A 21,631-nucleotide genomic window follows, 5' to 3' on the forward strand; every position below is an offset into this window, starting at 1 on the left:
CGCTGCTGTCAACACCTCTTTTTCTCCGCTTTCGACCGAGAGGATCGAAACGTTAATAGAGCCAAACAACACTGCTCTACCAACTCCTTCTGGGCTTCGATGAACTGAAGCAACTCGCTGTCGAATCTCGCATAACTCTTTGTTTACCAAGGAGTTTTCCGTTTCGACTGCGCCGGAAGTGGGGCGAATTATAGACAGATATAAATCGCCGTCAACACTTAATTTCAGGTTTATTCGGATTTAAGCGTAATACGCGCAAATGCCTTCTTTCCAGCCTGGCAAACGTGAGTAGCACCCAGCTCGCATATAAAGGTGCGGTCTACAACCTCACCATCTATACGCACACCACCGGAACCCAACAAATCACGCGCAACCGCCGAGTTCTTCACCAAGCCCGCCTTATTAAGGACAGCAGCGATCGGCATCGCCTCGACAGCGGACAGCTCAATCTCCGGCAGATCATCCGGCAGCTCGCCATCCTTCATACGATTACCCGCCGCACGGTGAGCACTGGCCGCAGCCTCTTCACCATGGAAGCGCGCAACGATCTCTTCCGCCAGCTTGATTTTCACGTCACGCGGATTAGTGCCTGCTTCTACGTCAGCACGCAGCGCATTGATCTCATCCATCGAGCGGAAGCTCAGCAACTCGAAGTAGCGCCACATCAGCGCATCAGGAATCGAAACGAGCTTGCCGTACATCACACCCGGCGCTTCCTGGATACCGACATAGTTGCCCAAGGACTTGGACATCTTCTTGACGCCATCCAAGCCTTCCAGCAACGGCATGGTCAGAATGCACTGAGCCTCCTGCCCATACGCACGCTGCAGTTCACGCCCCATCAAGAGGTTGAATTTCTGATCAGTGCCACCCAGCTCAACATCAGCACGCAACGCTACCGAGTCGTAGCCCTGAACCAGCGGATAGAGGAACTCATGAATGGCGATCGGCTGGTTGGTGGAGTAACGCTTGTCGAAGTCATCACGTTCAAGCATGCGCGCAACGGTGTACTGGGAGGTCAAGCGAATGAAATCCGCCGGCCCCATCTGATCCATCCAAGTAGAATTGAACGCCACCTCGGTCTTGGCCGGATCAAGAATCTTGAACACCTGTGTCTTGTAGGTCTCGGCGTTATCAAGCACCTGCTCACGAGTCAACGGCGGACGCGTGGCACTCTTGCCACTTGGGTCACCGATCATCCCGGTGAAATCACCTATAAGGAAGATGACCTGATGCCCCAGCTCCTGGAACTGACGCAGCTTATTAATAAGCACGGTATGACCCAGGTGCAGATCCGGCGCCGTCGGATCAAAGCCAGCCTTAATACGCAGGGGTTGACCACGCTTGAGCTTTTCGATCAGCTCAGCTTCGACCAACAGTTCTTCCGCACCACGTTTTATCAGCGCTAGCTGTTCTTCAACCGACTTCATAACAGACCCGCAAGGCTCAGATTCAAAAGGGAACCAACCATACAAGATCAGGGACTAATTACAAGTTTTGCCCTGCGAACGGACACCGTTCAGCAAGCCCAGCGTTCGCGAGCTTGCGCCACAGATGATTTGGTTATATTTTATACAGTTATTTCATCTTCATCATGTCATTCATCTTTTCCATTTCATCTTCAAAGTCAAAATTACCTATGACCACTGAACCGTCTAAAGCGCCGCCGCTTTACCCGAAGACCCACTTGCTCGCCGCAAGTGGCATCGCCGCCCTTCTCAGCCTGGCACTCCTGGTATTCCCTTCCAGTGACGTAGAAGCCAAACGAACATCCCTGAGCCTTGACCTGGAAAGCCCAGTTGAACAACTGACACAAGATCAAGACGCTTCCGATGCGCAACAAGCCACAAACGCCCCCGCCGGCTCACCCTTCGCCCAGATAGAAAACAGCCCGAAAGACACACAGCAAGCTGGCGAGACGCCGACTGTAGAGGTGGCCAAGAGTCCTCTGCACCGCGAAATCATCGTAGGCAAGGGCGATACACTATCGACACTGTTCGAGAAAGTCGGCCTGCCTGCCGCTACCCTCAACGACGCACTGGCCAGCGACAAACAAGCCAAGCAATTCACCCAGCTCAAACGCGGTCAAAAGCTTGAATTCGAACTGACCCCCGACGGCCAACTCAACAAGCTCCACAGTACCGTCAGCGACCTTGAAAGCATCACGCTGACCAAAGGCGCCAAAGGCTTTGCCTTCAACCGCATCACCACCAAACCGGTGACGCGCTCGGCCTACGTTCACGGGGTGATCAACAGCTCCCTGTCGCAATCTGCCGCCCGCGCCGGACTGTCCCACAGCATGACCATGGACATGGCCAGTGTTTTTGGCTACGACATCGACTTCGCCCAAGACATCCGTCAAGGCGACGAATTTGATGTGATCTACGAGCAGAAAGTCGTCAACGGCAAAGTTGTGGGCACTGGCAACATCCTCTCCGCGCGCTTTACCAACCGCGGCAAGACCTACACCGCCGTGCGCTACACCAACAAGCAAGGCAATAGCAGCTACTACACCGCCGACGGCAATAGCATGCGCAAGGCCTTCATCCGTACACCGGTAGACTTCGCTCGCATTAGCTCGCGTTTCTCCATGGGTCGCAAGCATCCAATTCTGAACAAAATCCGCGCCCACAAAGGCGTCGACTATGCCGCGCCACGTGGCACGCCGATCAAGGCAGCAGGCGACGGTAAAGTGCTGCTGGCCGGCCGTCGTGGTGGCTACGGCAATACCGTGATCATCCAGCACGGCAACACCTACCGTACGCTGTATGGCCACATGCAGGGCTTTGCCAAGGGTGTGCACACTGGCGGCACCGTGAAGCAAGGCCAAGTGATCGGCTATATCGGTACCACTGGCCTCTCTACCGGGCCGCACTTGCACTATGAGTTCCAGGTCAATGGCGTACACGTCGACCCGCTGGGTCAGAAGCTACCGATGGCCGACCCGATCGCCAAGACCGAGCGTGCACGGTTCATGCAACAGAGCCAGCCATTGATGGCACGCATGGACCAGGAGCGCTCCACCCTGCTGGCTTCGGCGAAGCGTTAAAGTATGGCGCTCTACTTAGGCGTGATGTCCGGGACCAGCCTCGATGGACTGGACATTGCCTTGATCGAGCAATATCCGGCGATCAAGCTGATCGCCACGCACTACATTCCCATGCCGGAAACCCTGCGCGCCGAGCTGCTTGCTCTGTGCGCCAGCGGCCCAGATGAGATCGCCCGTTCAGCCATTGCCCAACAGAACTGGGTGAATCTTGCCGCTCAAGGCATTCACACTCTGCTCAAGCAACAAAACCTCAAGCCTCAGGACATTCGCGTAATTGGCAGCCATGGCCAGACCATCCGCCATGAACCCGCCCGGGGCTTTACCGTGCAAATCGGCAACCCAGCCCTGCTCACCGAGCTGACGGGTATCACCGTGGTCAGCGACTTCCGCAGTCGTGATGTTGCCGCCGGCGGCCAGGGCGCCCCACTGGTGCCCGCATTCCATGAAGCACTGTTTAGTGACCACACCGGTAACCGCGCAGTATTGAATGTAGGAGGTTTCAGCAACCTCAGCCTGATCGAGACCGGCAAACCTGTAGCCGGCTTCGACTGCGGCCCGGGCAATGTCCTGCTCGATGCATGGATACACCAACAACGCGGCGAACACTTTGATCGTGATGGGCAGTGGGCGGCGAGCGGCAAGGTAGAGGCTCAACTACTCAACGACCTGCTCAGTGACCCATTCTTCGTGACCAAGGGCCCTAAAAGCACCGGGCGCGAAGTGTTCAACCTGGGATGGCTGCACCAACACCTCAGCCACTTGCCCGCGTTCGAGCCTCAGGATGTGCAAGCCACGCTGCTGGAGCTGAGCGCCCTGACCATTGTCGATTCCCTACGGTCCGCCCAGCCCCAGACAGAAACGCTGCTGGTGTGTGGTGGCGGCGCTCACAACGCCACGCTGATGAGTCGGCTAGCCGCGTTGTTGCCATCAACCCAGGTCAGCAGCACCGCCACCTACGGCGTGGACCCCGACTGGGTCGAAGCCATGGCCTTCGCCTGGTTGGCCCATTGCTGCCTTGAAGGCATTGCCGCCAACCGCCCCAGCGTCACCGGTGCACGCGGGCTTCGGGTACTGGGCGCGATCTACCCTGCCTGACCGCCTCCAGAATCCGCAGACAGCAAAACGCCGCTTGGCCTATCACAGCCAAGCGGCGTTTTAACATGCCCTGTCGATCAGATCGAGAACGAAGACCCGCAACCACAGGTGGTGGTAGCGTTAGGGTTCTTGATCACGAAACGCGAACCTTCCAGACCTTCCTGGTAATCCACCTCGGCTCCTGCCAGGTATTGGAAGCTCATCGGGTCCACGACCAAACTCACGCCCTCGCGTTCAACGATGGTGTCATCATCGGCTACATCTTCATCGAAGGTAAAACCGTACTGAAACCCTGAACAACCGCCGCCCGTAACAAATACGCGCAGCTTCAAGCGATCATTACCCTCTTCATCGACCAGGCTCTTCACCTTGTGCGCAGCACCGTGGGTGAATTGCAAAGCCGTGGGGGTGAAGGATTCAACGCTCATGCTAATAATCTCCCGGCGCACCGCCGCCATATGCGTAATGGCAGGCATTATCCGCTTCTCCTAGAAAAGCGGTCAACTATTATGGGAGCAGCGGCAAGCTTCGAGCTACTAGCTTCAAGCTTGCCGCTGATGACTTGAAGCTTGCCGCTGCCCTTAAGGCAGCATGCCTGCGTGGGACAGGCCCAGCTTCTCATCCAGGCCAAACAAGATGTTCATGTTCTGCACCGCCTGGCCCGACGCGCCCTTGACCAGGTTATCGATCACCGACAGCACCACGACCAGGTCGCCATCCTGCGGACGATGCACAGCAATCCGGCACACATTGGCGCCACGCACGCTGCGGGTTTCCGGGTGGCTGCCGGCTGGCATAACGTCGACGAACGGTTCGTTGGCATAACGTTTTTCGAACAGCGCCTGAAGGTCTACCGAGCGATCAACCACCGTTGCGTACAACGTAGAGTGAATGCCGCGAATCATCGGCGTCAGGTGCGGTACGAAGGTCAGGCCCACGTCTTTACCGGCCGCGCGACGCAGCCCCTGGCGGATTTCCGGCAAGTGGCGATGCCCTTTTACTGCATAGGCCTTCATGCTTTCTGACGTCTCGGAATAAAGCGAACCGACCGCCGCGCCACGGCCAGCACCGCTCACGCCCGACTTGCAGTCTGCGATCAAGCGCGAAGCGTCCGCCAACCCAGCCTCCAGCAATGGCAGGAAACCCAGTTGAGTGGCTGTTGGATAGCAACCGGGTACCGCGATCAAACGCGCTTGCTTGATCTGCTCACGATTGACTTCCGGCAGGCCATAGACAGCTTCCTCCAGCAGTTCAGGCGCACCGTGAGGCTGGCCATACCACTTGGCCCACTCATCAGCGTCCTGCAAACGGAAGTCCGCCGACAGATCGATCACCTTGGTGCCCGCCGCCAGCAGCTCACCAGCCAAGGCATGGGCAACACCATGAGGGGTGGCGAAGAACACCACGTCGCAGGCGCCCAGGGTCTTGATGTCCGGAACGCTGAACGCCAGGCCATCGTAATGGCCTCGCAGGTTCGGATACATGTCGGCCACGGCCAGGCCGGCCTCGGATCGGGAGGTGATGACCACAACCTCAGCTTGCGGATGCTGAGCCAACAGACGCAGCAATTCGACACCGGTGTAACCCGTGCCGCCGACGATACCGACCTTGACCATAAACCTGCCCTCAACGAACCACTGGAAAGCCGTCGATAATAGGGGCCGTATCGTCCTGCGACAACCGTCAACGTGACGTACGGGCGCATGAGCCACTACTATCTTCAGTTACCGTGAACCTGGGAATAACTAGAAATGCTCTATCTATGGATCAAAGCCTTCCACATTGTCAGCATCGTCTGCTGGTTTGCCGGGCTGTTCTACCTGCCACGCCTGTTCGTCTACCACGCCCAAAGCGAGGACACCGTCAGCAAGGAACGCTTCAGCGTCATGGAGCGCAAGTTGTACCGCGGCATCATGAATCCGGCGATGCTGGCCAGCCTGGTATTCGGTATTTGGCTGATCGCCCTCAACCCCGGCATCTTTCAATCGGGCGCCTGGATCCACGCCAAGCTGACCCTGGTGGTGTTGCTGATCGGCTACCACCATATGTGCGGTGCTCAGGTAAAACGTTTCGCCCGTGGCGAGAACACCCGCAGCCATGTCTTTTATCGCTGGTTCAATGAAGTACCCGTTCTGATATTGCTGGCTATCGTAATTTTAGTCGTGGTCAAACCGTTCTAACTTCAATTACTCGGGGTACCTCCAATGTCGCTGCCCGCTCTGCTTGAACAACGTATGCGCCTGCCCGTCGTGGTTGCGCCGATGTTTCTGATTTCCAACCCGCAACTGGTCCTGGCGTGCTGCCGCAATGGGGTGGTCGGGAGCTTCCCGGCGCTTAACCAACGCGAAAGCAGCGGTTTCAAGGCCTGGCTGGAGGAAATCGAAGCGGGCCTGGCAGCGCTGGACAATCCTGCGCCCTACGCCGTCAACCTGATCGTGCACAGCAGCAACCCGCGCCTGGAGGCGGACCTGGCGATCTGCGTTGAACACAAAGTACCGATCGTCATTACCAGCCTGGGCGCTGTGAAGGAACTGGTAGACGCCGTGCACAGCTACGGCGGCCTGGTGTTCCACGACGTCACCACTCGGCGCCACGCTGAAAAGGCGGCCGAAGCCGGCGTGGATGGCCTGATCGCCGTAGCCGCGGGCGCCGGGGGCCATGCTGGCACTTGGAGCCCGTTCGCGCTGATCGCCGAGATTCGCCAGTTCTTCGACAAAACGCTGCTGCTGGCCGGCTGCCTCAACCACGGGCACGAGATTCTCGCCGCCCAACTGCTCGGCGCCGACTTGGCCTATTTCGGCACTCGCTTTATTGGCACCACTGAAAGCCATGCCCCGGATGCCTATAAAGAGATGCTGCTCACATCGCGCGCCGCCGACATCGTGCACACTCCTGCTGTCTCCGGCGTCCCCGCCAGCTTTATGCGCCAGAGCCTGGAAAACGCCGGCTTCGACCTCGCCGCCCTGCAAGGCAAAGGCGAAGTCAACTTTGGCTCCAAGCTCAAACCGTTGAGCGACGAGGCCAAAGCATGGAAGACTGTATGGTCTGCCGGCCAAGGTGTCGGTGAAATCGATGATTTGCCAAGTGTCGATGAACTGGTTGCGCGCCTCGATGCCGAATACCGCAAGGCACGCGAACAGGCAGTTCAACTGCGCTGGCCTCGCTGACCCAACCGCAAGGCCCGCCGCTTGAGCGGGCCTGCACAACCTCCCTGAACAAGTGACAAGGAAGCCCGCATGAGCGACAACCGTTTCAAGATTGTGTTTGATGGGGCCTTGCTCCCGGGCGTCGAAAGCACCACAGCAAAACTGAACCTGGCCGAGCTGTTCAAGAGCGAAGTTGAAGCCATCGAGAAGCTCTTCACCGGCCGCCCTGTTGCGCTCAAACGTGACCTGTCGCGCCCGGATGCGGAAACCTACCTCACCGCGCTGAAAAACGCCGGGGTCGACGCACGCATCGAAGCCGAACAACCCGTAGCCTTCAGCCTCGCCGAAACCCATGAGACGGATTCCGGGGCTTCCGACTTCTCCCGCCCGGACGCTTCACCCTATGCACCGCCGCGCGCTGCCGTAGGTGAAAACCTGCCGGAGTACTCCACCCTAAAAGTCTTCACTATCCACGGGCGCATCGGGCGACTGCGGTATCTCGCCTGGACACTCGTGTTGACCCTAGCGATGCTGGTCGCGGGTGGCATCATCAGCACCGTCAGCTTTGCGGTCGCCACCGCCTCGCCAACCGCAGGTACCCTCCTTGGGGTGTTGCTGGGTCTCGCGTTGTTTGTTGCGCTGGTGTGGGTCAGTGTACAAATCGGTGTGCAGCGCCTGCACGATCTGGGTTGGTCAGGCTGGCTGTACTTCCTCAACCTGGTACCGCTGGTGAACAGCGTCTTCCCGATCCTGTTGCTGGTATTGCCAGGAAATGCAGGCGCCAACCAATACGGCGCACCACCACCCCGCAACTCCACAGCGGTAAAAGTCCTGGCCACGCTGTGGTTGGCGTTTATCCCAGTCATGCTCGCCATCGTGGTGACCCTGGGCATGAACGGTTACCTGAACCAACTCGAAGCCAACATGGACAGCAGCTACGAAAGCAGCTCCATCACCGCCGATGAAGATGCCGACCAAGCCACGGCCGTAGAAGAAGACGAAGCGCAAAGTGCTGACGAAGCGGGCGAACCTGTAGACTCTCCAGAACAGTAAAGAAACGCGCCGGCCTGTGATGCCTTTGTCACAGGCGCGGCGGTGTTGCGATGGAGAAAGGCATGACCCGTTACGCTCTGATCACCGGCGCCTCCAGCGGCATCGGCCTGGCCTTGGCCGAAGCGCTGGCCCGTCGCGGCCGCAGCTTGATTCTGGTGGCCCGCCAGCGTGATCAGTTGGAAAGCATTGCAATCGAATTGACTCAACGCTTCGGTGTCGAGGTGCTGTTCCGGGCCTGCGACCTGGGCGAGCCACTGCGCTTGTCCGGCTTCCTGCTGGAGCTTGAAGAAGGCGAACGGCAGATCGACTTGCTGGTGAACTGCGCCGGCATCGGCACCAGCGGTCCCTTCCTGGCTCAGGACTGGATGACCGAGCAAGACCTCATAGAGGTCAACATCCTGGCCCTGACTCGTATGTGCCATGCCCTCGGTAACACCATGGCCCTGAAGGGCGGCGGGCAGATTCTCAATGTAGCGTCCGTCGCGGCATTCCAGCCAGGCCCGTGGATGAGCACCTACTACGCCAGCAAAGCCTACGTACTGCACTTTTCCGAAGGTCTGCGCGAAGAGTTGAAGACCTGCGGCATCAAGGTCTCGGTCCTCTGCCCCGGCCCGACACGCACTGCATTCTTCGGCACCGCGCAAATGGACACCGCCAAGCTCGACCGTAGCCAACAACTGATGAGCCCCGAAGAAGTGGCGCTTTATACCGTGCGCGCCCTGGAAAAGAACAAAGCCATCATCATTCCCGGCCGACGCAACCGCTGGATCGCCTTCAGTCCACGTTTCAGCCCCCGATGGCTGACCCGCAAGATCGCCGGTGCCATTAACAAGGCCTATTGCCCGCGCTGAACGGCTGAGTACACTCACCCTGCACATTCATAATGGAGAAACAGCTGTGGATACTCTGTTCACCAAGATCATCAACAGAGAAATACCCGCGAAGATTATCTACGAGGATGACCAGGTCCTGGCCTTCCACGATATTGCACCGCAAGCACCCGTGCATTTTCTGGTCATTCCCAAGAAACCTATCCGCACGTTGAACGACCTGACAGAAGACGACAAAGCCCTAGCAGGTCATATTCTGTTCACCGCCCAGCGCCTGGCCGTTGAGCAAGGCTGCGAAAAAGGTTTTCGTGTGGTGATGAACTGCAATGAAGACGGCGGGCAGACCGTTTATCACATCCATATGCACGTGCTGGGTCAGCGCCAGATGAACTGGCCGCCGGGCTGATCGGCCCTCGAACATGGGTCGTGACCCAGGCTGCGACCCCATGCCCTTGACGCGGCGCAAACGCTTCCCCCTCTCTTGCGGTAAACTGGCCGCCGAGATTCTTCCCGGAGGTCAGCATGACTACCCAACGTCACTACTCGCCGATTGACCGTTTGTTGCTGCAAGCCGACACGGCCATGCGCACGCTGCTGCCATTCAGCGGCCAACCGTATCGCCCCTCGCCCGCCATCGTGCGCCCCGACGCACAGATGAGCGAGACCGAGACCCGCCACGTCGCCGGCCTAATGCGCATCAACCACACCGGTGAAGTCTGTGCCCAGGCGCTCTACCAGGGCCAGGCGCTGACTGCCAAGTTGCCGCAGGTACGCGCCGCCATGGAACATGCCGCCGAAGAGGAAATCGATCACTTGGCCTGGTGCGAACAACGCATTCGCCAACTCGGCAGCCATCCCAGCGTGCTGAACCCGCTGTTTTATGGCTTGTCGTTTGGTATCGGCGCTACTGCCGGGCTGATCAGCGACAAGGTCAGCCTGGGTTTTGTCGCGGCGACCGAACGTCAGGTGTGCAAGCATCTGGATGAGCATCTGGAACAACTGCCGGCCGAAGACGAAAAGTCCCGGGCGATTCTTGAGCAGATGCGTATCGATGAAGAACACCACGCCGAAAGCGCACTGGATGCTGGCGGTTTCCGCTTCCCGGCGCCGGTAAGGTTAGGCATGAGCCTCTTGGCCAAGGTCATGACCAAAAGCACCTATCGTATCTAAGCGTATAAAATCCAAAAAAAGGGCGCCGTCACAGCGCCCTTTCTTTTTGCCGATTGAGCGATCAGCCCAATTCGATGATTTCGTAATCATGGGTGATGGCCACACCGGCCGCGCCGAGCATGATCGACGCCGAGCAGTACTTCTCAGCCGACAGCTCGATAGCACGCTTGACCTGGGCTTCCTTCAACGCCCGGCCCTTCACCACGAAATGCATATGGATCTTGGTGAATACCTTGGGATCTTCAGTGGCGCGCTCGGCTTCCAGGAAGGCTTCGCAGCTTTCCACGGCCTGGCGGGACTTTTTCAGGATGCTGACCACGTCGAAATTGCTGCAACCGCCTACGCCAAGCAGGAGCATTTCCATCGGGCGTACGCCCAGGTTACGGCCACCGGCTTCCGGAGGGCCGTCCATGACCACCACATGGCCACTGCCCGACTCTCCGAGAAACATGGCTTCGCCCGCCCATTGGATGCGTGCCTTCATCGCCCAGACTCCACTGCTAAAAAAGGGTCGCCAGCTTAGCACAGGGCCCGCACGCGTCAGCGTTTCACGCAAAAGCGATCAATAGCAGGGTTTGCGCCAAAAATGGGCTAATCGAGACAGGATGTGTCTGTTAAGCTGGCGCCAAATGGATGGCTCTTCGCCACCATTCATGCAATGTGTATCAATGCCGATACCGACGAATACAACGACTCCAACTACCTCGCGCAGTTTTTTCGGGACACAACCATGGTTGCCCTTACTCCCATATCCAAGATCAAGAATCTCGACAAACTGTTGATGCACTGCCAGCGCCGTCGCCATCCGGCCAAGCACAACATCATCTGCGCCGGCGAACGTTCAGAAACACTGTTCTTCATTATCAAAGGCTCGGTCACCATTCTGATCGAGGATGAAGACGGCCGGGAGATGATCATCGCCTACCTGAACACCGGAGATTTTTTTGGGGAGTTGGGGCTGTTCGAACAAGCCGGTAAGGAACAGAAACGCAGCGCCTGGGTACGTGCCAAGATCGAGTGCGAAGTCGCTGAGATCAGCTACGCCAAGTTCCGCGAACTGGCCCAGCAGGATCCCGACATCCTCTACGCCCTCAGCGGGCAGATTGCCCAGCGCCTGCGCGACACCACGCGCAAGGTCGGCGACCTGGCATTCTTTGATGTGACCGGCCGAGTAGCGCGCTGCCTGCTGGAGTTGTGCAAACAGCCCGACGCCATGACTCACCCCGACGGCATGCAGATCAAGGTCACACGCCAGGAAATCGGGCGCATTGTCGGCTGTTCACGGGAGATGGTCGGTCGCGTGCTCAAAGACTTGGAAGAGCGCAGCCTGGTGCACGTCAAAGGCAAGACGATGGTGGTGTTCGGCACCCGTTAACCCGGCAGGACGCTGGCCAGCATTTGACGATACAAGGTATCCAGCCGGCTGATCGCATCCGGTGCTGGGAAGGCTTCGTGCAGAGCGATATGGCTGTCGGCGCGAACCCGCTGCTCGAGACCGCAGGCTTCGTTAAAGCGGTTGACCGCCGTGATCAACGCATCGCGGTCGTTATCCAGCAACAAGGCACCGTGCACCAACCCCACCGGGCGGCCACCGCTTTGGCGCCAGCGCTGCGCGGTGCCGACCATTTTTCGACCGTTGAGGTTGACGTTGTAGCGACCGTCGCAAAATGCCCCGTCGATTTCGCCGACAGAGGCGTCGCCACCCAGCTCGATCAGCAAGTCGCAGATAGGCTGGCATAAACGCAAGTAGCCGGTTTCGATGCGGTTCTGATCGCCCTCGCTGCGCGGTGGCGCGTAGACCAGTGCGATATTGACCGTGGCACTTGATTGCGGCACCGGCTCACCGCCGGTCTCGCGTAGCAATACAGGCCAACCGGCGGCGGCCGAGACCTGGCTGGCGGTTTCGAACGCCGGTAGCCGACTTAAACGACGCGGCATCACCAAGGCTTGATCGCTGGGTTGCCAGAACAGCAGGCCGAATTCCTGCTCTCCGGCGCAAACGGCTGCCAGCAAGGCTTGCTCGGCGGCCAGCCCAGCTTCAACAGTCATCGACACCGGCTTAACCATCAAACACCTACCTATCTGAATAAACACAAAACCCAATGTGGGAGCGGGCTTGCTCGCGAATGCGGTGGGTCAGTCACTGAATATGTGTCTGATGTACCTCATTCGCGAGCAAGCCCGCTCCCACATTTAGACTGCATTTCAAATCCTGACCGTGTTCAAGTCAGTCCAATGTCGAACCACTGACCGCCGCACCACGCTCCGGGAAGAACAGACGCTGTAACTCCGCCCCCGGGTTTTCGGCACGCATGAAGGTCTCGCCCACCAGGAACGAATACACACCACTGATCTCCATCAACTCCACATCAGCACGGTTGACGATGCCACTCTCGGTGATCACCAATCGGTCGCGCGGAATTCGCGGCAGCAGGTCAAGTGTGTTTTCCAAGCTGACTTCGAAGGTGTGCAGGTTACGGTTGTTGACGCCCACCAGCGGCGTGTCGAGGGTTTTAAGTGCGCGTTCCAGCTCATCGCCGTCGTGCACTTCCACCAACACATCCAGGCCGACGCTTTTGGCCACGGCCGCCAGTTCGGCCATCTTCACGTCATCCAGGGCGGAAACGATCAGCAACACGCAGTCAGCACCCAACGCACGGGCTTCGACGATCTGGTACGGATCGACCATGAAGTCCTTGCGGATCACCGGCAACTTGCACGCGGCGCGAGCTTGCTGCAGGAACAGGTCGGAACCCTGGAAGTAGTCGATATCGGTCAGTACTGACAGGCAGGTCGCCCCGCCCTTCTCATAGCTCTTGGCAATGTCTTCAGGAATGAAGATCTCGCGAATCACGCCCTTGCTCGGCGAAGCCTTTTTGATTTCAGCAATGACGGCGGGCTGCTTTTCCTTGGCCTGCTTGATAAGCGCATTGGCGAAGCCACGCGGCGCATCAGCGATCTTTGCCTGAGCTTCCAGTTCGGCGAGGCTCACGCGGGCTCGGCGCTCGGCGACTTCTTCAGCCTTGCGCGACAGGATCTTTTCCAGAACGGTCGGCACACTCATCCTTCATTCTCCATCTTGAATACCGCGGTGAATGCTCCCAGCTCTTCCAGCTTCTCGCGAGCCAGACCGGTGTGCAGCGCATCGTGGGCCAAGGCGACCCCTTCCTTAAGACTATAGGCATGGTCGGCTGCATAAAGTGCCGCGCCAGCATTCAAAACGATCATCTCAGCGGCTTTTTGACCATTCTCGGTCTTGCGACGCCCCAGGGCATCGCGAATCAGCTCGAGGGACGCCGCCGGGCTTTCCACTGCCAGGCCGTGCAGGCTCTGGCTCTTCATGCCCAAATCTTCCGGCTCGACCCAGTACTCGGTGACGTGGTCATCTTTGAGCTCCGCCACGAAGGTCGGTGCCGCCAGGCTGAATTCGTCCAGGCCATCTTTGGAATGCACCACCAGCACATGCTTGCTGCCCATGCGCTGCAGCACTTGCGCCAATGGCCGGCACAGCGCCTGGTTGAATACGCCCACCACCTGGTGCTTCACACCGGCCGGATTCGTAAGCGGGCCGAGCATGTTGAACAGGGTGCGCAGGCCGAGGTCCTTGCGCGGGCCTGCAGCGTGTTTCATTGCGCCATGGTGGGATTGAGCAAACATGAAGCCGATACCGACGTTATCGATGCAGCGCGCCACTTGGACCGGCGTCAGGTTCAGGTAGATGCCCGCGGCTTCCAGCAAATCGGCACTGCCGCTCTTGCCGGACACTGCACGGTTGCCGTGCTTGGCCACGGTGCATCCGGCCGCCGCGACCACAAACGATGCCGCCGTCGACACGTTGAAGATATTGGCACCATCACCGCCGGTGCCGACCACGTCGACCACGCCGTCGAGGGTCTTGAGCTCAACCTTGTCCGCCAGCTCGCGCATCACCGACACGGCGCCGACGATCTCGTCGATGCTCTCACTCTTCATGCGCATTGCCATCATGAAGGCGCCGATCTGCGCATCGCTGCATTGACCCGTCATGATCTCGCGCATCACATCGCTCATTTCAGCGGTGCTCAGGTCCAGATGGCCGACGATACGGCTCAGGGCAGTCTTGATATCCATGGAAAGTCCTTAGCGCGTGCCGCCGCTCTGCTTGAGAAAATTAGCGAACAGCTCGTAGCCCTGCTCGGTCAGGATCGACTCGGGGTGAAATTGCACCCCTTCGATATTCAGTGTCTTGTGGCGCAAGCCCATGATTTCATCGACCGAGCCGTCTTCCAGCTGGGTCCAGGCGGTCAGTTCCAGGCATTCCGGCAGGGTTTCACGCTTGACCACCAGCGAGTGGTAACGGGTCACCGTCACCGGCAGGTTAAGCCCATGAAATACGCCCACATCATGATGGAACACCGGGCTGGTCTTGCCGTGCATCACCTGGCGCGCGCGCACCACGTCACCGCCAAACGCCTGGCCGATAGACTGGTGGCCCAGGCACACGCCCAGGATCGGCAGCTTGCCGGCGAAATACTTGATGGCTTCGAGGGAAATACCCGCCTCGGTCGGCGTGCATGGGCCTGGCGACACCACGATGCGCTCCGGATTCAGCGCAGCGATTTCAGCCACGCTCAGTTCATCGTTGCGCACTACCTTGACCTCGGCACCGAGTTCACCCAAGTACTGCACAACGTTGTAGGTAAAGGAGTCGTAGTTATCAATCATCAGTAACATGGGGAAACCTCAAGAATTGGGGGTCTGTTCAGCCAGCGCAACAGCGCGGAACATCGCGCGGCGCTTGTTCAGGGTTTCTTCCCATTCGAGGGCCGGCACCGAGTCGGCGACAATCCCGCCACCGGCCTGCACGTGCAGCTCCCCGTCCTTGATCACGGCCGTGCGGATCGCAATGGCCGTGTCCATGTTGCCGTTCCAGGCGAAATACCCCACGGCGCCGCCGTAGACACCGCGCTTGACCGGCTCCAACTCGTCGATGATTTCCATCGCACGGATCTTCGGCGCGCCCGACAAGGTTCCCGCCGGCAGGATCGCGCGCAGTGCGTCCATCGCCGTCAAGCCGGCTTTCAGCTCACCGGTGACGTTGGACACAATGTGCATCACGTTGGAATAACGCTCGATCACCATCTTCTCAGTGAGCTTGACCGAACCGATTTCCGAGACACGCCCGGTGTCGTTACGGCCCAGGTCGATGAGCATCAGGTGCTCGGCAATTTCCTTGTCGTCGCTCAGCAGGTCTTCTTCCAGCGCCAAATCCGCCTCTTCAGTCGCGCCACGTGGGCGCGTCCCGGCGATCGGGCGCACGGTGATCAAGTTGTCTTCGACGCGCACCAGCACTTCCGGCGAACTGCCCACCACGTGGAAGTCACCAAAGTTGAAGAAGTACATGTACGGCGTCGGGTTGAAGCAGCGCAGCGCGCGGTACAGGTCAATCGGCGCAGCCTTGAAGTCGATGGACATGCGTTGCGACGGCACCACCTGCATACAGTCACCGGCAAGGATGTATTCCTTGATGGTATCGACGGCGCGCTCGTAGTCATCTTGGGTAAAGCTTGAACGAAAGATCGGGTCAGCGGCTGGCGGACGGCTGAGGTCCAGGCCGCGACGCGGAGTGATCGGCTGGCGCAGCTTCTCCAGCAGGGCTTCGAGGCTGGCAAGGCCGCTCTCGAAAGCGTCGGCCTGGGAAGGGTCGGCGAGCACAATCGCGTGCATCTTGCCGGCGAGGTTATCGAACACGACGACCGCGTCGGAGACCATCAACAGAATATCCGGTACACCCAACGGATCCGGGTTCGGGCACTTGCCCAGGCGTTTTTCCACGTAGCGCACACAGTCGTAACCGAAGTAACCCACCAAGCCACCGTTGAAACGCGGCAGACCCGGGATGCTCGGCACATTGTAACGCGCTTTGAACGCCTCGACGAACGCCAGCGGGTCTTCAACATCGTGGCCTTCGATCTCGACGCCATCATGAGTAATGCTCACATGATGGTCGTGCACACGCAGCACGGTGCGGCACGGCAGGCCGATGATCGAGTAACGGCCCCACTTCTCGCCGCCCTGTACGGACTCGAGCAGGTAGGAATTGGGCTCGTCGGCCAGTTTCAGGTAGATCGACAGCGGCGTGTCGAAGTCGGCCAGGGTTTCGCAGGCCAAGGGAATGCGGTTGTAGCCGGCAGCGGCCAAACGCAGGAATTCTTCGCGGGTCATGATGTGCCTCGTGGCTTGAGGGTCTAACAGTCAGGTATGCAAACGTGCCGCATGGCGCGGCCAGGATCAGTCAGGCGCGCCAACGCCAGCGGGCCAGGGCCTTGATGACTTTCATCCAGAGTTTGCGAGTGACCACCACGATGGAATTTCCAGAAGGGGACGGATCGGTATCAGGCAACGTTATCTCAGCGCTCGCTCCCAAGCAACCGGGGATTAGCAGGCGCAGGTCATCAATTACCAATGAAGGCGACTCTTCGGCAATCGGCCGGCCATGGTTGTAGCCGTAACTGAGGGCCACACACTGCACGCCCGCGGCCTTTGCCGCCTGCACATCGCTGCGCGAATCACCGACAAACAGCGACTGCGAGGCCGGGATATTGGCCATTTTCATCACGAAAAACAGTGCCGCCGGGTCGGGTTTTTTCTGCGGCAAGGTATCACCACCGATGATCCAGCGGAAATACCGGCCAATTTTCATCTGGTCCAACAGCGGCGCGACGAAGCGTTCCGGCTTGTTGGTGATGAGGGCCATTTCCACGCCCTGCTTGCTCAGCCACTTGAGGGTGTCGCGCACGCCGGGGTAAACCACGGTCAATTCGTGGCCGTCTTCATAGGCGGCGTTGAACAGTTCCAAGGCGTGTTCGGCCTCGACCTCATCCACCCCTTCGGCATCAATGTTGTCGGCCAAAGCCCGGCGCACCAGCATCTGCGCGCCGTTGCCCACCCACTCGCGCACCGACTCGATCCCGGCGGGCTTGCGTCCCAGTTTGAGCAGCATCTCGTCCACCGCCGCCGCCAGGTCGGGCACCGAGTCGATCAAGGTACCGTCCAGATCGAACATCACCAGCCGTGGCAATTTGCCGGGGAACAGTTGCTCAAAGCCGCTCACGGACGTGCCAGCGCCAATTCGGCGCGCATCTTGGCGATGACTTCCTGGTAGTCCGGCGCGTTGAAGATCGCCGAGCCGGCCACGAAGGTGTCGGCGCCAGCTGCTGCGATTTCGCGGATGTTATTGACGTTGACCCCGCCGTCGATTTCCAGGCGAATGTCACGGCCAGAAGCGTCGATCAGTGCACGGGCTTCGCGCAGTTTGTCGAGGGTGCCGGGGATGAACTTCTGCCCGCCGAAACCTGGGTTGACGCTCATTAGCAGGACCATGTCGACCTTGTCCATCACGTATTTGAGCACGTCCAGCGGGGTGGCAGGGTTGAACACCAGGCCCGCCTTGCAGCCGCCTTCGCGGATCAGTTGCAAGGTGCGGTCGACGTGCAGCGAGGCTTCCGGGTGGAAAGTGATGTAGGTCGCGCCGGCTTCCACGAAGTCACCGATGATGCGGTCCACCGGGCTGACCATCAGGTGCGCGTCGATCGGCGCAGTGATGCCGTACTTGCGCAGCGCGGCGCAGACCATCGGGCCGATGGTCAGGTTGGGCACGTAGTGGTTGTCCATGACATCGAAGTGCACAAAGTCGGCACCGGCGGCCAACACCTTGTCCACTTCCTCACCCAGGCGGGCGAAGTCGGCGGAGAGAATCGATGGAGCAATGACGAAGGGCTGCATGACGCACCTTTTTTGAGCTAAATCACGATGGCGCGCATTGTATACCTCATGCTTTGCCGCGCGCACCGTGACCTGGCTCAATGACTAGTACGCGGCCCGATAGATTTTCTCGATATCGGCTGCGCTGAGCTTGCGCGGGTTGTTGCGCATCAGCCGCTCAATGCCCGCCGCTTCCACGGCCATGGCCGGGATAGCGTCCTCGGGCACCCCGAAACTGTGGAGCCCCGCCGGGATTTCGACGGCGGCACACAGCCGCGTCATAGCCTCGACGGCTTGGTCGGCGGCATCGTTGACGCTCAACCCCGTGACATTCACGCCCATGGCCTGGGCAATGTCCTGCATGCGCTCCACGCAGGCCAACTTGTTCCAGTGCATTACATAGGGCAGCAACAGCGCGTTGCTCACGCCATGGGCGATATTGAAACGTCCACCCAGCGGGTACGCCAACGCATGCACCGCGCCGACCCCGGCATTCCCAAAGGCCATCCCCGCCATCAGGCTAGCGGTGGCCATGTCGTCGCGTGCCTGCAGGTTGGCCGGGTTGGCGTAGGCCTTGGGCAACGCGTTGGCAATCAGCTTGATCGCGCCAATGGCCAATGCATCGGTAATCGGCGAGGCGTTCAGCGACAGGTAGGATTCGATGGCATGCACCAGCGCATCCACGCCGCTGGCGGCGGTGACGCTGCGCGGGCAGGTCAGGGTCATTTGCGGGCTGATCAGCGCCACATCCGGCAGTAGATAATCGCTGACGATGCCCTTTTTCAGCTGCGCGACCTTGTCGGAGAGGATCGCTACATTGGTCACTTCCGAGCCGGTGCCGGCTGTGGTGGGAATGGCGATCAGCGGCGGCCCCTTGCGCGGTACCTGATCGACGCCGAACAAGTCCGCCAGGGCGCCGTGGTAGCCGGCATAGGCGGCCACGCTTTTGGCAATGTCGATGGCACTGCCGCCGCCCAGGCCGATCAAGCCGTCATGCCCGCCGTCGCGGTAGACGCGCATGCAATCTTCGACAATGGCGATTTCCGGGTCCGGCAGCACGCGGTCGAAAATTTCGTAGCTGCGTTCGCCCAGGTGTTCGAGTGCCAGCGCCACGGTGCCGGACTTGACCAGCGCGGCGTCGGTGACGATCAGCGGGTTATCCACATCCAGTCGCGTTAGCTCAAAGGCCAGTTGTTCGATGGCGCCCGCGCCGGTCAGCAGTTTATGGGCGATCTTGAATGAGGAAATACTCATGTGCGCGGCCTCCTATCGGTGGTGGGCTGGCACAAGGATAGCTGGAGATTTTGGGTTGCCTAGCATTCAGCGACTGAATGGTCATTTCTGGTTCAACACAGGACCATGTGGGAGCGGGCTTGCTCGCCCCCACATTTTGATCGCCGTTGGCTTCAGACTTGGGCAGTGCGCAGTTTCTCGCTGCGCCCACGCAGCCATTCCAGGGTCAGCAGCAGCAAGACCGAGAAGGCAATCAACAAGGTCGCCGCAGCAGCAATCGTCGGGCTGAGGTTTTCGCGGATGCCGCTGAACATCTGGCGCGGCAGGGTCGCTTGCTCGGGGCCGGCGAGAAACAGCGTGACCACCACCTCATCAAACGAAGTGGCGAAAGCAAACAGCGCCCCGGAAATCACCCCTGGTGCGATCAACGGCAAGGTCACCCGGCGAAACGCGGTCAATGGCGAAGCACCGAGACTGGCCGCCGCCCGCACCAGGTTGTGGTTGAACCCCTGCAAGGTCGCCGACACGGTGATGATCACAAACGGCACGCCCAACACCGCATGCACCACGATCAGCGAGAAAAAGCTGTTGCCCAGGCCCAGTGGCGCAAAGAACAGGTAACTGGCCACACCAATGATCACCACCGGCACCACCATCGGCGAAATCACCAGCGCCATTACCAGCGCCTTGCCGGGGAAATTCCCACGGGTCAGGCCAATCGCTGCCAAGGTGCCGAACACCATGGCCAGCACCGTGGCCGACGGGGCAACGATGACGCTGTTCTTGAGTGCACGCATCCATTCAGCCGAGGCGAAGAAGTCCTGGTACCACTGCAGCGAGAAGCCTTGCAGCGGATACACCAGGAAACTGCCACTGTTGAACGACAGCGGGATGATCACCAGCACCGGCAGTATCAAAAACAACAGGGTCAAGCCGCAAAGGATCCGCAAGCTGTAGAACCAGACCCGCTCAACGGGCGACATATAAGGGCTCAGCATCGCAAGGTCTCCTTAGCTCAGGCGCAGGCGACTGGCGCCGACCAGCTGGTTGTAGATCAGGTACAGCACCACGGTGGCCAGCAACAGCAAGCCACCCAACGCCGTCGCCATGCCCCAGTTGATGCTGGTGTTGGTGTAGAACGCCACGAAGTAGCTGACCATCTGATCGTTCGGGCTGCCCAGCAGTGCCGGGGTGATGTAGTAACCAATTGCCAGGATGAACACCAACAGGCAACCGGCGCCCACGCCGGCGTAGGTCTGCGGGAAGTACACGCGCCAGAAGCTGGCGAACGGATGACAGCCCAGGGAAATCGCTGCACGCATATAAGTGGGCGAAATACCCTTCATCACGCTGTAGATCGGCAGGATCATGAACGGCAGCAGAATATGCACCATGGAGATGTAGACCCCGGTGCGGTTGAACACCAGTTCCAGAGGTGTATCGATCAGGCCCACGCCCATCAGTGCACTGTTGATCAGGCCGCCGGATTGCAGCAGTACGATCCACGCCGCTACTCGCACCAGGATCGAGGTCCAGAACGGCAGCAACACCAGGATCATCAGCAAGTTGCTTTTGCGCGCCGGCAAATTGGCCAGCAAATAGGCCAGAGGATAGGCCAGCAGCAGGCAGAGGGTGGTGATCACCAGGCCCATCCAGAAGGTGCGCGCAAAAATGTCCAGGTAGATCGCCTGGTCTGGCGTGGCCGGCGCCACTTCGCCGAGGTCGTCGATGCGGTGATCGACGGCCGCCAACAAATAGAACGGCGTCAGGCTGCTGGTATTGCGCCGGATCGCCTGCCAGTAAGCGGGGTCGCCCCAGCGTTCGTCGAGGTTTTCCAACGCTTCTTTATAAGAGGCCGGCGTTTCGCTGAACGGCAGCGCCCGCGCGGTTTTGGTCAGCAGGCTGCGGTAGCCGGCCAGTTCCATGTTGAGGCGCTTGGACAGGTCGCCCAAGGTCTGGTTTTTGCGCGCTTCGCCCAAGTCCTCACTGAGGGCCTGATACACCGGCTCGCCCGGCAGACCACGACCATCCCAGGCCGTCACCGCCACCACCGTGCGCGGCAAACCGCCCACCACTTCCGGGTTGCCGACGCTTTTGACCAGCAGTGCGACAATCGGCACCAGGAACACCAGCAGCAAAAACAGCACCAACGGCGCAATCAAGGCCTGGGCCTTCCAGCGGTTGAGCCGCTCGGCACGCGCCAGGCGCTGCTTGAGGGTAGGGCTATTGACCTCGTTCGAGGGAACGGCGATGGCCATGGCTGACTCCGAAAAACTGAAAAAAGACTACACCTATGGCTGGGCTCTGATTTG

At 59.5% G+C, this 21,631-nt stretch carries 23 protein-coding genes; 9 read left to right on the forward strand and 14 right to left on the reverse strand.

All coding sequences use genetic code 11. From position 1 onward, the window contains the following. Window positions 1–230: 230 nt before the first annotated feature. On the reverse strand, window positions 231–1,430 hold the full coding sequence (tyrS, locus tag AACY30_RS20985) for a tyrosine--tRNA ligase (RefSeq protein ID WP_339469836.1): 1,200 nt from the start codon (window positions 1,428–1,430) through the stop codon (window positions 231–233). A 209-nt stretch (window positions 1,431–1,639) separates the two neighbouring features. On the opposite strand from tyrS, the gene AACY30_RS20990 reads away from it, so the two are divergent. Continuing rightward, window positions 1,640–3,049: a peptidoglycan DD-metalloendopeptidase family protein gene (locus tag AACY30_RS20990; RefSeq protein ID WP_339541076.1), complete on the forward strand. Its 1,410-nt coding sequence runs from the start codon at window positions 1,640–1,642 to the stop codon at window positions 3,047–3,049. A gap of 3 nt (window positions 3,050–3,052) precedes the next feature. Continuing rightward, entirely contained in the window at window positions 3,053–4,144 is a 1,092-nt protein-coding gene (locus AACY30_RS20995; RefSeq protein ID WP_339469827.1) for an anhydro-N-acetylmuramic acid kinase, read from the forward strand. A 77-nt stretch (window positions 4,145–4,221) separates the two neighbouring features. On the opposite strand, the gene erpA is transcribed toward AACY30_RS20995, so the two are convergent. After that, window positions 4,222–4,572 carry an iron-sulfur cluster insertion protein ErpA gene (gene erpA, locus AACY30_RS21000; RefSeq protein ID WP_003176443.1) on the reverse strand — a complete coding sequence of 117 codons (351 nt, stop codon included), beginning with the start codon at window positions 4,570–4,572 and terminating at the stop codon, window positions 4,222–4,224. Between the two features lie 153 nt (window positions 4,573–4,725). Continuing rightward, window positions 4,726–5,760 carry an N-acetyl-gamma-glutamyl-phosphate reductase gene (argC, locus tag AACY30_RS21005; RefSeq protein ID WP_010206935.1) on the reverse strand — a complete coding sequence of 345 codons (1,035 nt, stop codon included), beginning with the start codon at window positions 5,758–5,760 and terminating at the stop codon, window positions 4,726–4,728. Between the two features lie 135 nt (window positions 5,761–5,895). On the opposite strand from argC, the gene hemJ reads away from it, so the two are divergent. The 6 genes from hemJ to coq7 all read left to right on the forward strand — a co-directional run bounded on the left by hemJ (window position 5,896) and on the right by coq7 (window position 10,343). Then, window positions 5,896–6,324 (forward strand): protoporphyrinogen oxidase HemJ, encoded by a 429-nt coding sequence (gene hemJ / locus AACY30_RS21010; protein WP_339415443.1) that lies wholly within the window; start codon window positions 5,896–5,898, stop codon window positions 6,322–6,324. Window positions 6,325–6,348: 24 nt separating this feature from the next. Then, on the forward strand, window positions 6,349–7,311 hold the full coding sequence (locus AACY30_RS21015; protein ID WP_339469826.1) for an NAD(P)H-dependent flavin oxidoreductase: 963 nt from the start codon (window positions 6,349–6,351) through the stop codon (window positions 7,309–7,311). Between the two features lie 69 nt (window positions 7,312–7,380). After that, on the forward strand, window positions 7,381–8,343 hold the full coding sequence (locus AACY30_RS21020) for a DUF805 domain-containing protein (protein ID WP_339469825.1): 963 nt from the start codon (window positions 7,381–7,383) through the stop codon (window positions 8,341–8,343). 62 nt (window positions 8,344–8,405) lie between these two features. Beyond that, a complete protein-coding gene (locus tag AACY30_RS21025) occupies window positions 8,406–9,194 on the forward strand; it encodes an SDR family NAD(P)-dependent oxidoreductase (RefSeq protein ID WP_339541077.1) in 789 nt (262 codons plus the stop codon). Window positions 9,195–9,240: 46 nt separating this feature from the next. Next, window positions 9,241–9,579, forward strand: coding sequence for a histidine triad nucleotide-binding protein (locus tag AACY30_RS21030; protein WP_003194682.1), 339 nt, complete (start codon window positions 9,241–9,243; stop codon window positions 9,577–9,579). 116 nt (window positions 9,580–9,695) lie between these two features. Continuing rightward, on the forward strand, window positions 9,696–10,343 hold the full coding sequence (gene coq7, locus AACY30_RS21035) for a 2-polyprenyl-3-methyl-6-methoxy-1,4-benzoquinone monooxygenase (protein ID WP_339415439.1): 648 nt from the start codon (window positions 9,696–9,698) through the stop codon (window positions 10,341–10,343). A 61-nt stretch (window positions 10,344–10,404) separates the two neighbouring features. On the opposite strand, the gene AACY30_RS21040 is transcribed toward coq7, so the two are convergent. Continuing rightward, window positions 10,405–10,827 carry an OsmC family protein gene (locus AACY30_RS21040; protein WP_005792019.1) on the reverse strand — a complete coding sequence of 141 codons (423 nt, stop codon included), beginning with the start codon at window positions 10,825–10,827 and terminating at the stop codon, window positions 10,405–10,407. A gap of 246 nt (window positions 10,828–11,073) precedes the next feature. Between AACY30_RS21040 and crp the strand changes: the two genes are divergently transcribed. Beyond that, window positions 11,074–11,718 carry a cAMP-activated global transcriptional regulator CRP gene (crp, locus tag AACY30_RS21045; protein WP_065871978.1) on the forward strand — a complete coding sequence of 215 codons (645 nt, stop codon included), beginning with the start codon at window positions 11,074–11,076 and terminating at the stop codon, window positions 11,716–11,718. Here the strand turns inward: crp and AACY30_RS21050 are convergent. From AACY30_RS21050 to AACY30_RS21095, 10 genes are all read right to left on the reverse strand, one after another. Next, window positions 11,715–12,410, reverse strand: coding sequence for a lipoate--protein ligase family protein (locus AACY30_RS21050; protein ID WP_339469823.1), 696 nt, complete (start codon window positions 12,408–12,410; stop codon window positions 11,715–11,717). The genes crp and AACY30_RS21050 overlap by 4 nt on opposite strands. A gap of 160 nt (window positions 12,411–12,570) precedes the next feature. Then, window positions 12,571–13,407: an indole-3-glycerol phosphate synthase TrpC gene (gene trpC / locus AACY30_RS21055; RefSeq protein WP_339469822.1), complete on the reverse strand. Its 837-nt coding sequence runs from the start codon at window positions 13,405–13,407 to the stop codon at window positions 12,571–12,573. Beyond that, the gene (gene trpD / locus AACY30_RS21060; RefSeq protein ID WP_339469821.1) at window positions 13,404–14,453 is read right to left on the reverse strand and encodes an anthranilate phosphoribosyltransferase; all 1,050 of its coding nucleotides are present in this window, start codon (window positions 14,451–14,453) and stop codon (window positions 13,404–13,406) included. The genes trpC and trpD overlap by 4 nt, the downstream gene beginning before the upstream one ends. Before the next feature lie 9 nt (window positions 14,454–14,462). Beyond that, window positions 14,463–15,056 carry an aminodeoxychorismate/anthranilate synthase component II gene (locus AACY30_RS21065; RefSeq protein ID WP_339415434.1) on the reverse strand — a complete coding sequence of 198 codons (594 nt, stop codon included), beginning with the start codon at window positions 15,054–15,056 and terminating at the stop codon, window positions 14,463–14,465. Between the two features lie 9 nt (window positions 15,057–15,065). Continuing rightward, on the reverse strand, window positions 15,066–16,547 hold the full coding sequence (gene trpE / locus AACY30_RS21070) for an anthranilate synthase component I (protein WP_339541078.1): 1,482 nt from the start codon (window positions 16,545–16,547) through the stop codon (window positions 15,066–15,068). A 70-nt stretch (window positions 16,548–16,617) separates the two neighbouring features. Further along, complete coding sequence (locus tag AACY30_RS21075; RefSeq protein ID WP_339469818.1) at window positions 16,618–17,436, reverse strand: phosphoglycolate phosphatase; 819 nt, start codon at window positions 17,434–17,436, stop codon at window positions 16,618–16,620. Then, a complete protein-coding gene (gene rpe / locus AACY30_RS21080; protein WP_034101050.1) occupies window positions 17,433–18,107 on the reverse strand; it encodes a ribulose-phosphate 3-epimerase in 675 nt (224 codons plus the stop codon). Before rpe ends, AACY30_RS21075 begins: the two co-directional genes overlap by 4 nt. A gap of 84 nt (window positions 18,108–18,191) precedes the next feature. Beyond that, the gene (locus AACY30_RS21085) at window positions 18,192–19,340 is read right to left on the reverse strand and encodes an iron-containing alcohol dehydrogenase (protein ID WP_339541079.1); all 1,149 of its coding nucleotides are present in this window, start codon (window positions 19,338–19,340) and stop codon (window positions 18,192–18,194) included. Window positions 19,341–19,492: 152 nt separating this feature from the next. Then, window positions 19,493–20,317: an ABC transporter permease gene (locus tag AACY30_RS21090; protein WP_339469816.1), complete on the reverse strand. Its 825-nt coding sequence runs from the start codon at window positions 20,315–20,317 to the stop codon at window positions 19,493–19,495. A 12-nt stretch (window positions 20,318–20,329) separates the two neighbouring features. Continuing rightward, a complete protein-coding gene (locus AACY30_RS21095) occupies window positions 20,330–21,577 on the reverse strand; it encodes an ABC transporter permease (protein WP_339415429.1) in 1,248 nt (415 codons plus the stop codon). Between the last annotated feature and the right edge of the window lie 54 nt (window positions 21,578–21,631).

Source organism: Pseudomonas sp. RA_5y_Pfl1_P24, assembly GCF_963970945.1.
GTDB classification, from domain to species: Bacteria; Pseudomonadota; Gammaproteobacteria; order Pseudomonadales; family Pseudomonadaceae; genus Aquipseudomonas; species Aquipseudomonas tritici.

What these genes read in the sequence shown, in the direction of transcription:
- tyrS (WP_339469836.1), bottom strand. Translation starts at nt 1,430, where the DNA reads ATGAAGTCGGTTGAAGAACAGCTAGCGCTGATAAAACGTGGTGCGGAA.
- AACY30_RS20990 (WP_339541076.1), top strand. Translation starts at nt 1,640, where the DNA reads ATGACCACTGAACCGTCTAAAGCGCCGCCGCTTTACCCGAAGACCCAC.
- AACY30_RS20995 (WP_339469827.1), top strand. Translation starts at nt 3,053, where the DNA reads ATGGCGCTCTACTTAGGCGTGATGTCCGGGACCAGCCTCGATGGACTG.
- erpA (WP_003176443.1), bottom strand. Translation starts at nt 4,572, where the DNA reads ATGAGCGTTGAATCCTTCACCCCCACGGCTTTGCAATTCACCCACGGT.
- argC (WP_010206935.1), bottom strand. Translation starts at nt 5,760, where the DNA reads ATGGTCAAGGTCGGTATCGTCGGCGGCACGGGTTACACCGGTGTCGAA.
- hemJ (WP_339415443.1), top strand. Translation starts at nt 5,896, where the DNA reads ATGCTCTATCTATGGATCAAAGCCTTCCACATTGTCAGCATCGTCTGC.
- AACY30_RS21015 (WP_339469826.1), top strand. Translation starts at nt 6,349, where the DNA reads ATGTCGCTGCCCGCTCTGCTTGAACAACGTATGCGCCTGCCCGTCGTG.
- AACY30_RS21020 (WP_339469825.1), top strand. Translation starts at nt 7,381, where the DNA reads ATGAGCGACAACCGTTTCAAGATTGTGTTTGATGGGGCCTTGCTCCCG.
- AACY30_RS21025 (WP_339541077.1), top strand. Translation starts at nt 8,406, where the DNA reads ATGACCCGTTACGCTCTGATCACCGGCGCCTCCAGCGGCATCGGCCTG.
- coq7 (WP_339415439.1), top strand. Translation starts at nt 9,696, where the DNA reads ATGACTACCCAACGTCACTACTCGCCGATTGACCGTTTGTTGCTGCAA.
- AACY30_RS21040 (WP_005792019.1), bottom strand. Translation starts at nt 10,827, where the DNA reads ATGAAGGCACGCATCCAATGGGCGGGCGAAGCCATGTTTCTCGGAGAG.
- crp (WP_065871978.1), top strand. Translation starts at nt 11,074, where the DNA reads ATGGTTGCCCTTACTCCCATATCCAAGATCAAGAATCTCGACAAACTG.
- AACY30_RS21050 (WP_339469823.1), bottom strand. Translation starts at nt 12,410, where the DNA reads ATGGTTAAGCCGGTGTCGATGACTGTTGAAGCTGGGCTGGCCGCCGAG.
- trpC (WP_339469822.1), bottom strand. Translation starts at nt 13,407, where the DNA reads ATGAGTGTGCCGACCGTTCTGGAAAAGATCCTGTCGCGCAAGGCTGAA.
- trpD (WP_339469821.1), bottom strand. Translation starts at nt 14,453, where the DNA reads ATGGATATCAAGACTGCCCTGAGCCGTATCGTCGGCCATCTGGACCTG.
- AACY30_RS21065 (WP_339415434.1), bottom strand. Translation starts at nt 15,056, where the DNA reads ATGTTACTGATGATTGATAACTACGACTCCTTTACCTACAACGTTGTG.
- trpE (WP_339541078.1), bottom strand. Translation starts at nt 16,547, where the DNA reads ATGACCCGCGAAGAATTCCTGCGTTTGGCCGCTGCCGGCTACAACCGC.
- rpe (WP_034101050.1), bottom strand. Translation starts at nt 18,107, where the DNA reads ATGCAGCCCTTCGTCATTGCTCCATCGATTCTCTCCGCCGACTTCGCC.
- AACY30_RS21085 (WP_339541079.1), bottom strand. Translation starts at nt 19,340, where the DNA reads ATGAGTATTTCCTCATTCAAGATCGCCCATAAACTGCTGACCGGCGCG.
- AACY30_RS21090 (WP_339469816.1), bottom strand. Translation starts at nt 20,317, where the DNA reads ATGCTGAGCCCTTATATGTCGCCCGTTGAGCGGGTCTGGTTCTACAGC.
- AACY30_RS21095 (WP_339415429.1), bottom strand. Translation starts at nt 21,577, where the DNA reads ATGGCCATCGCCGTTCCCTCGAACGAGGTCAATAGCCCTACCCTCAAG.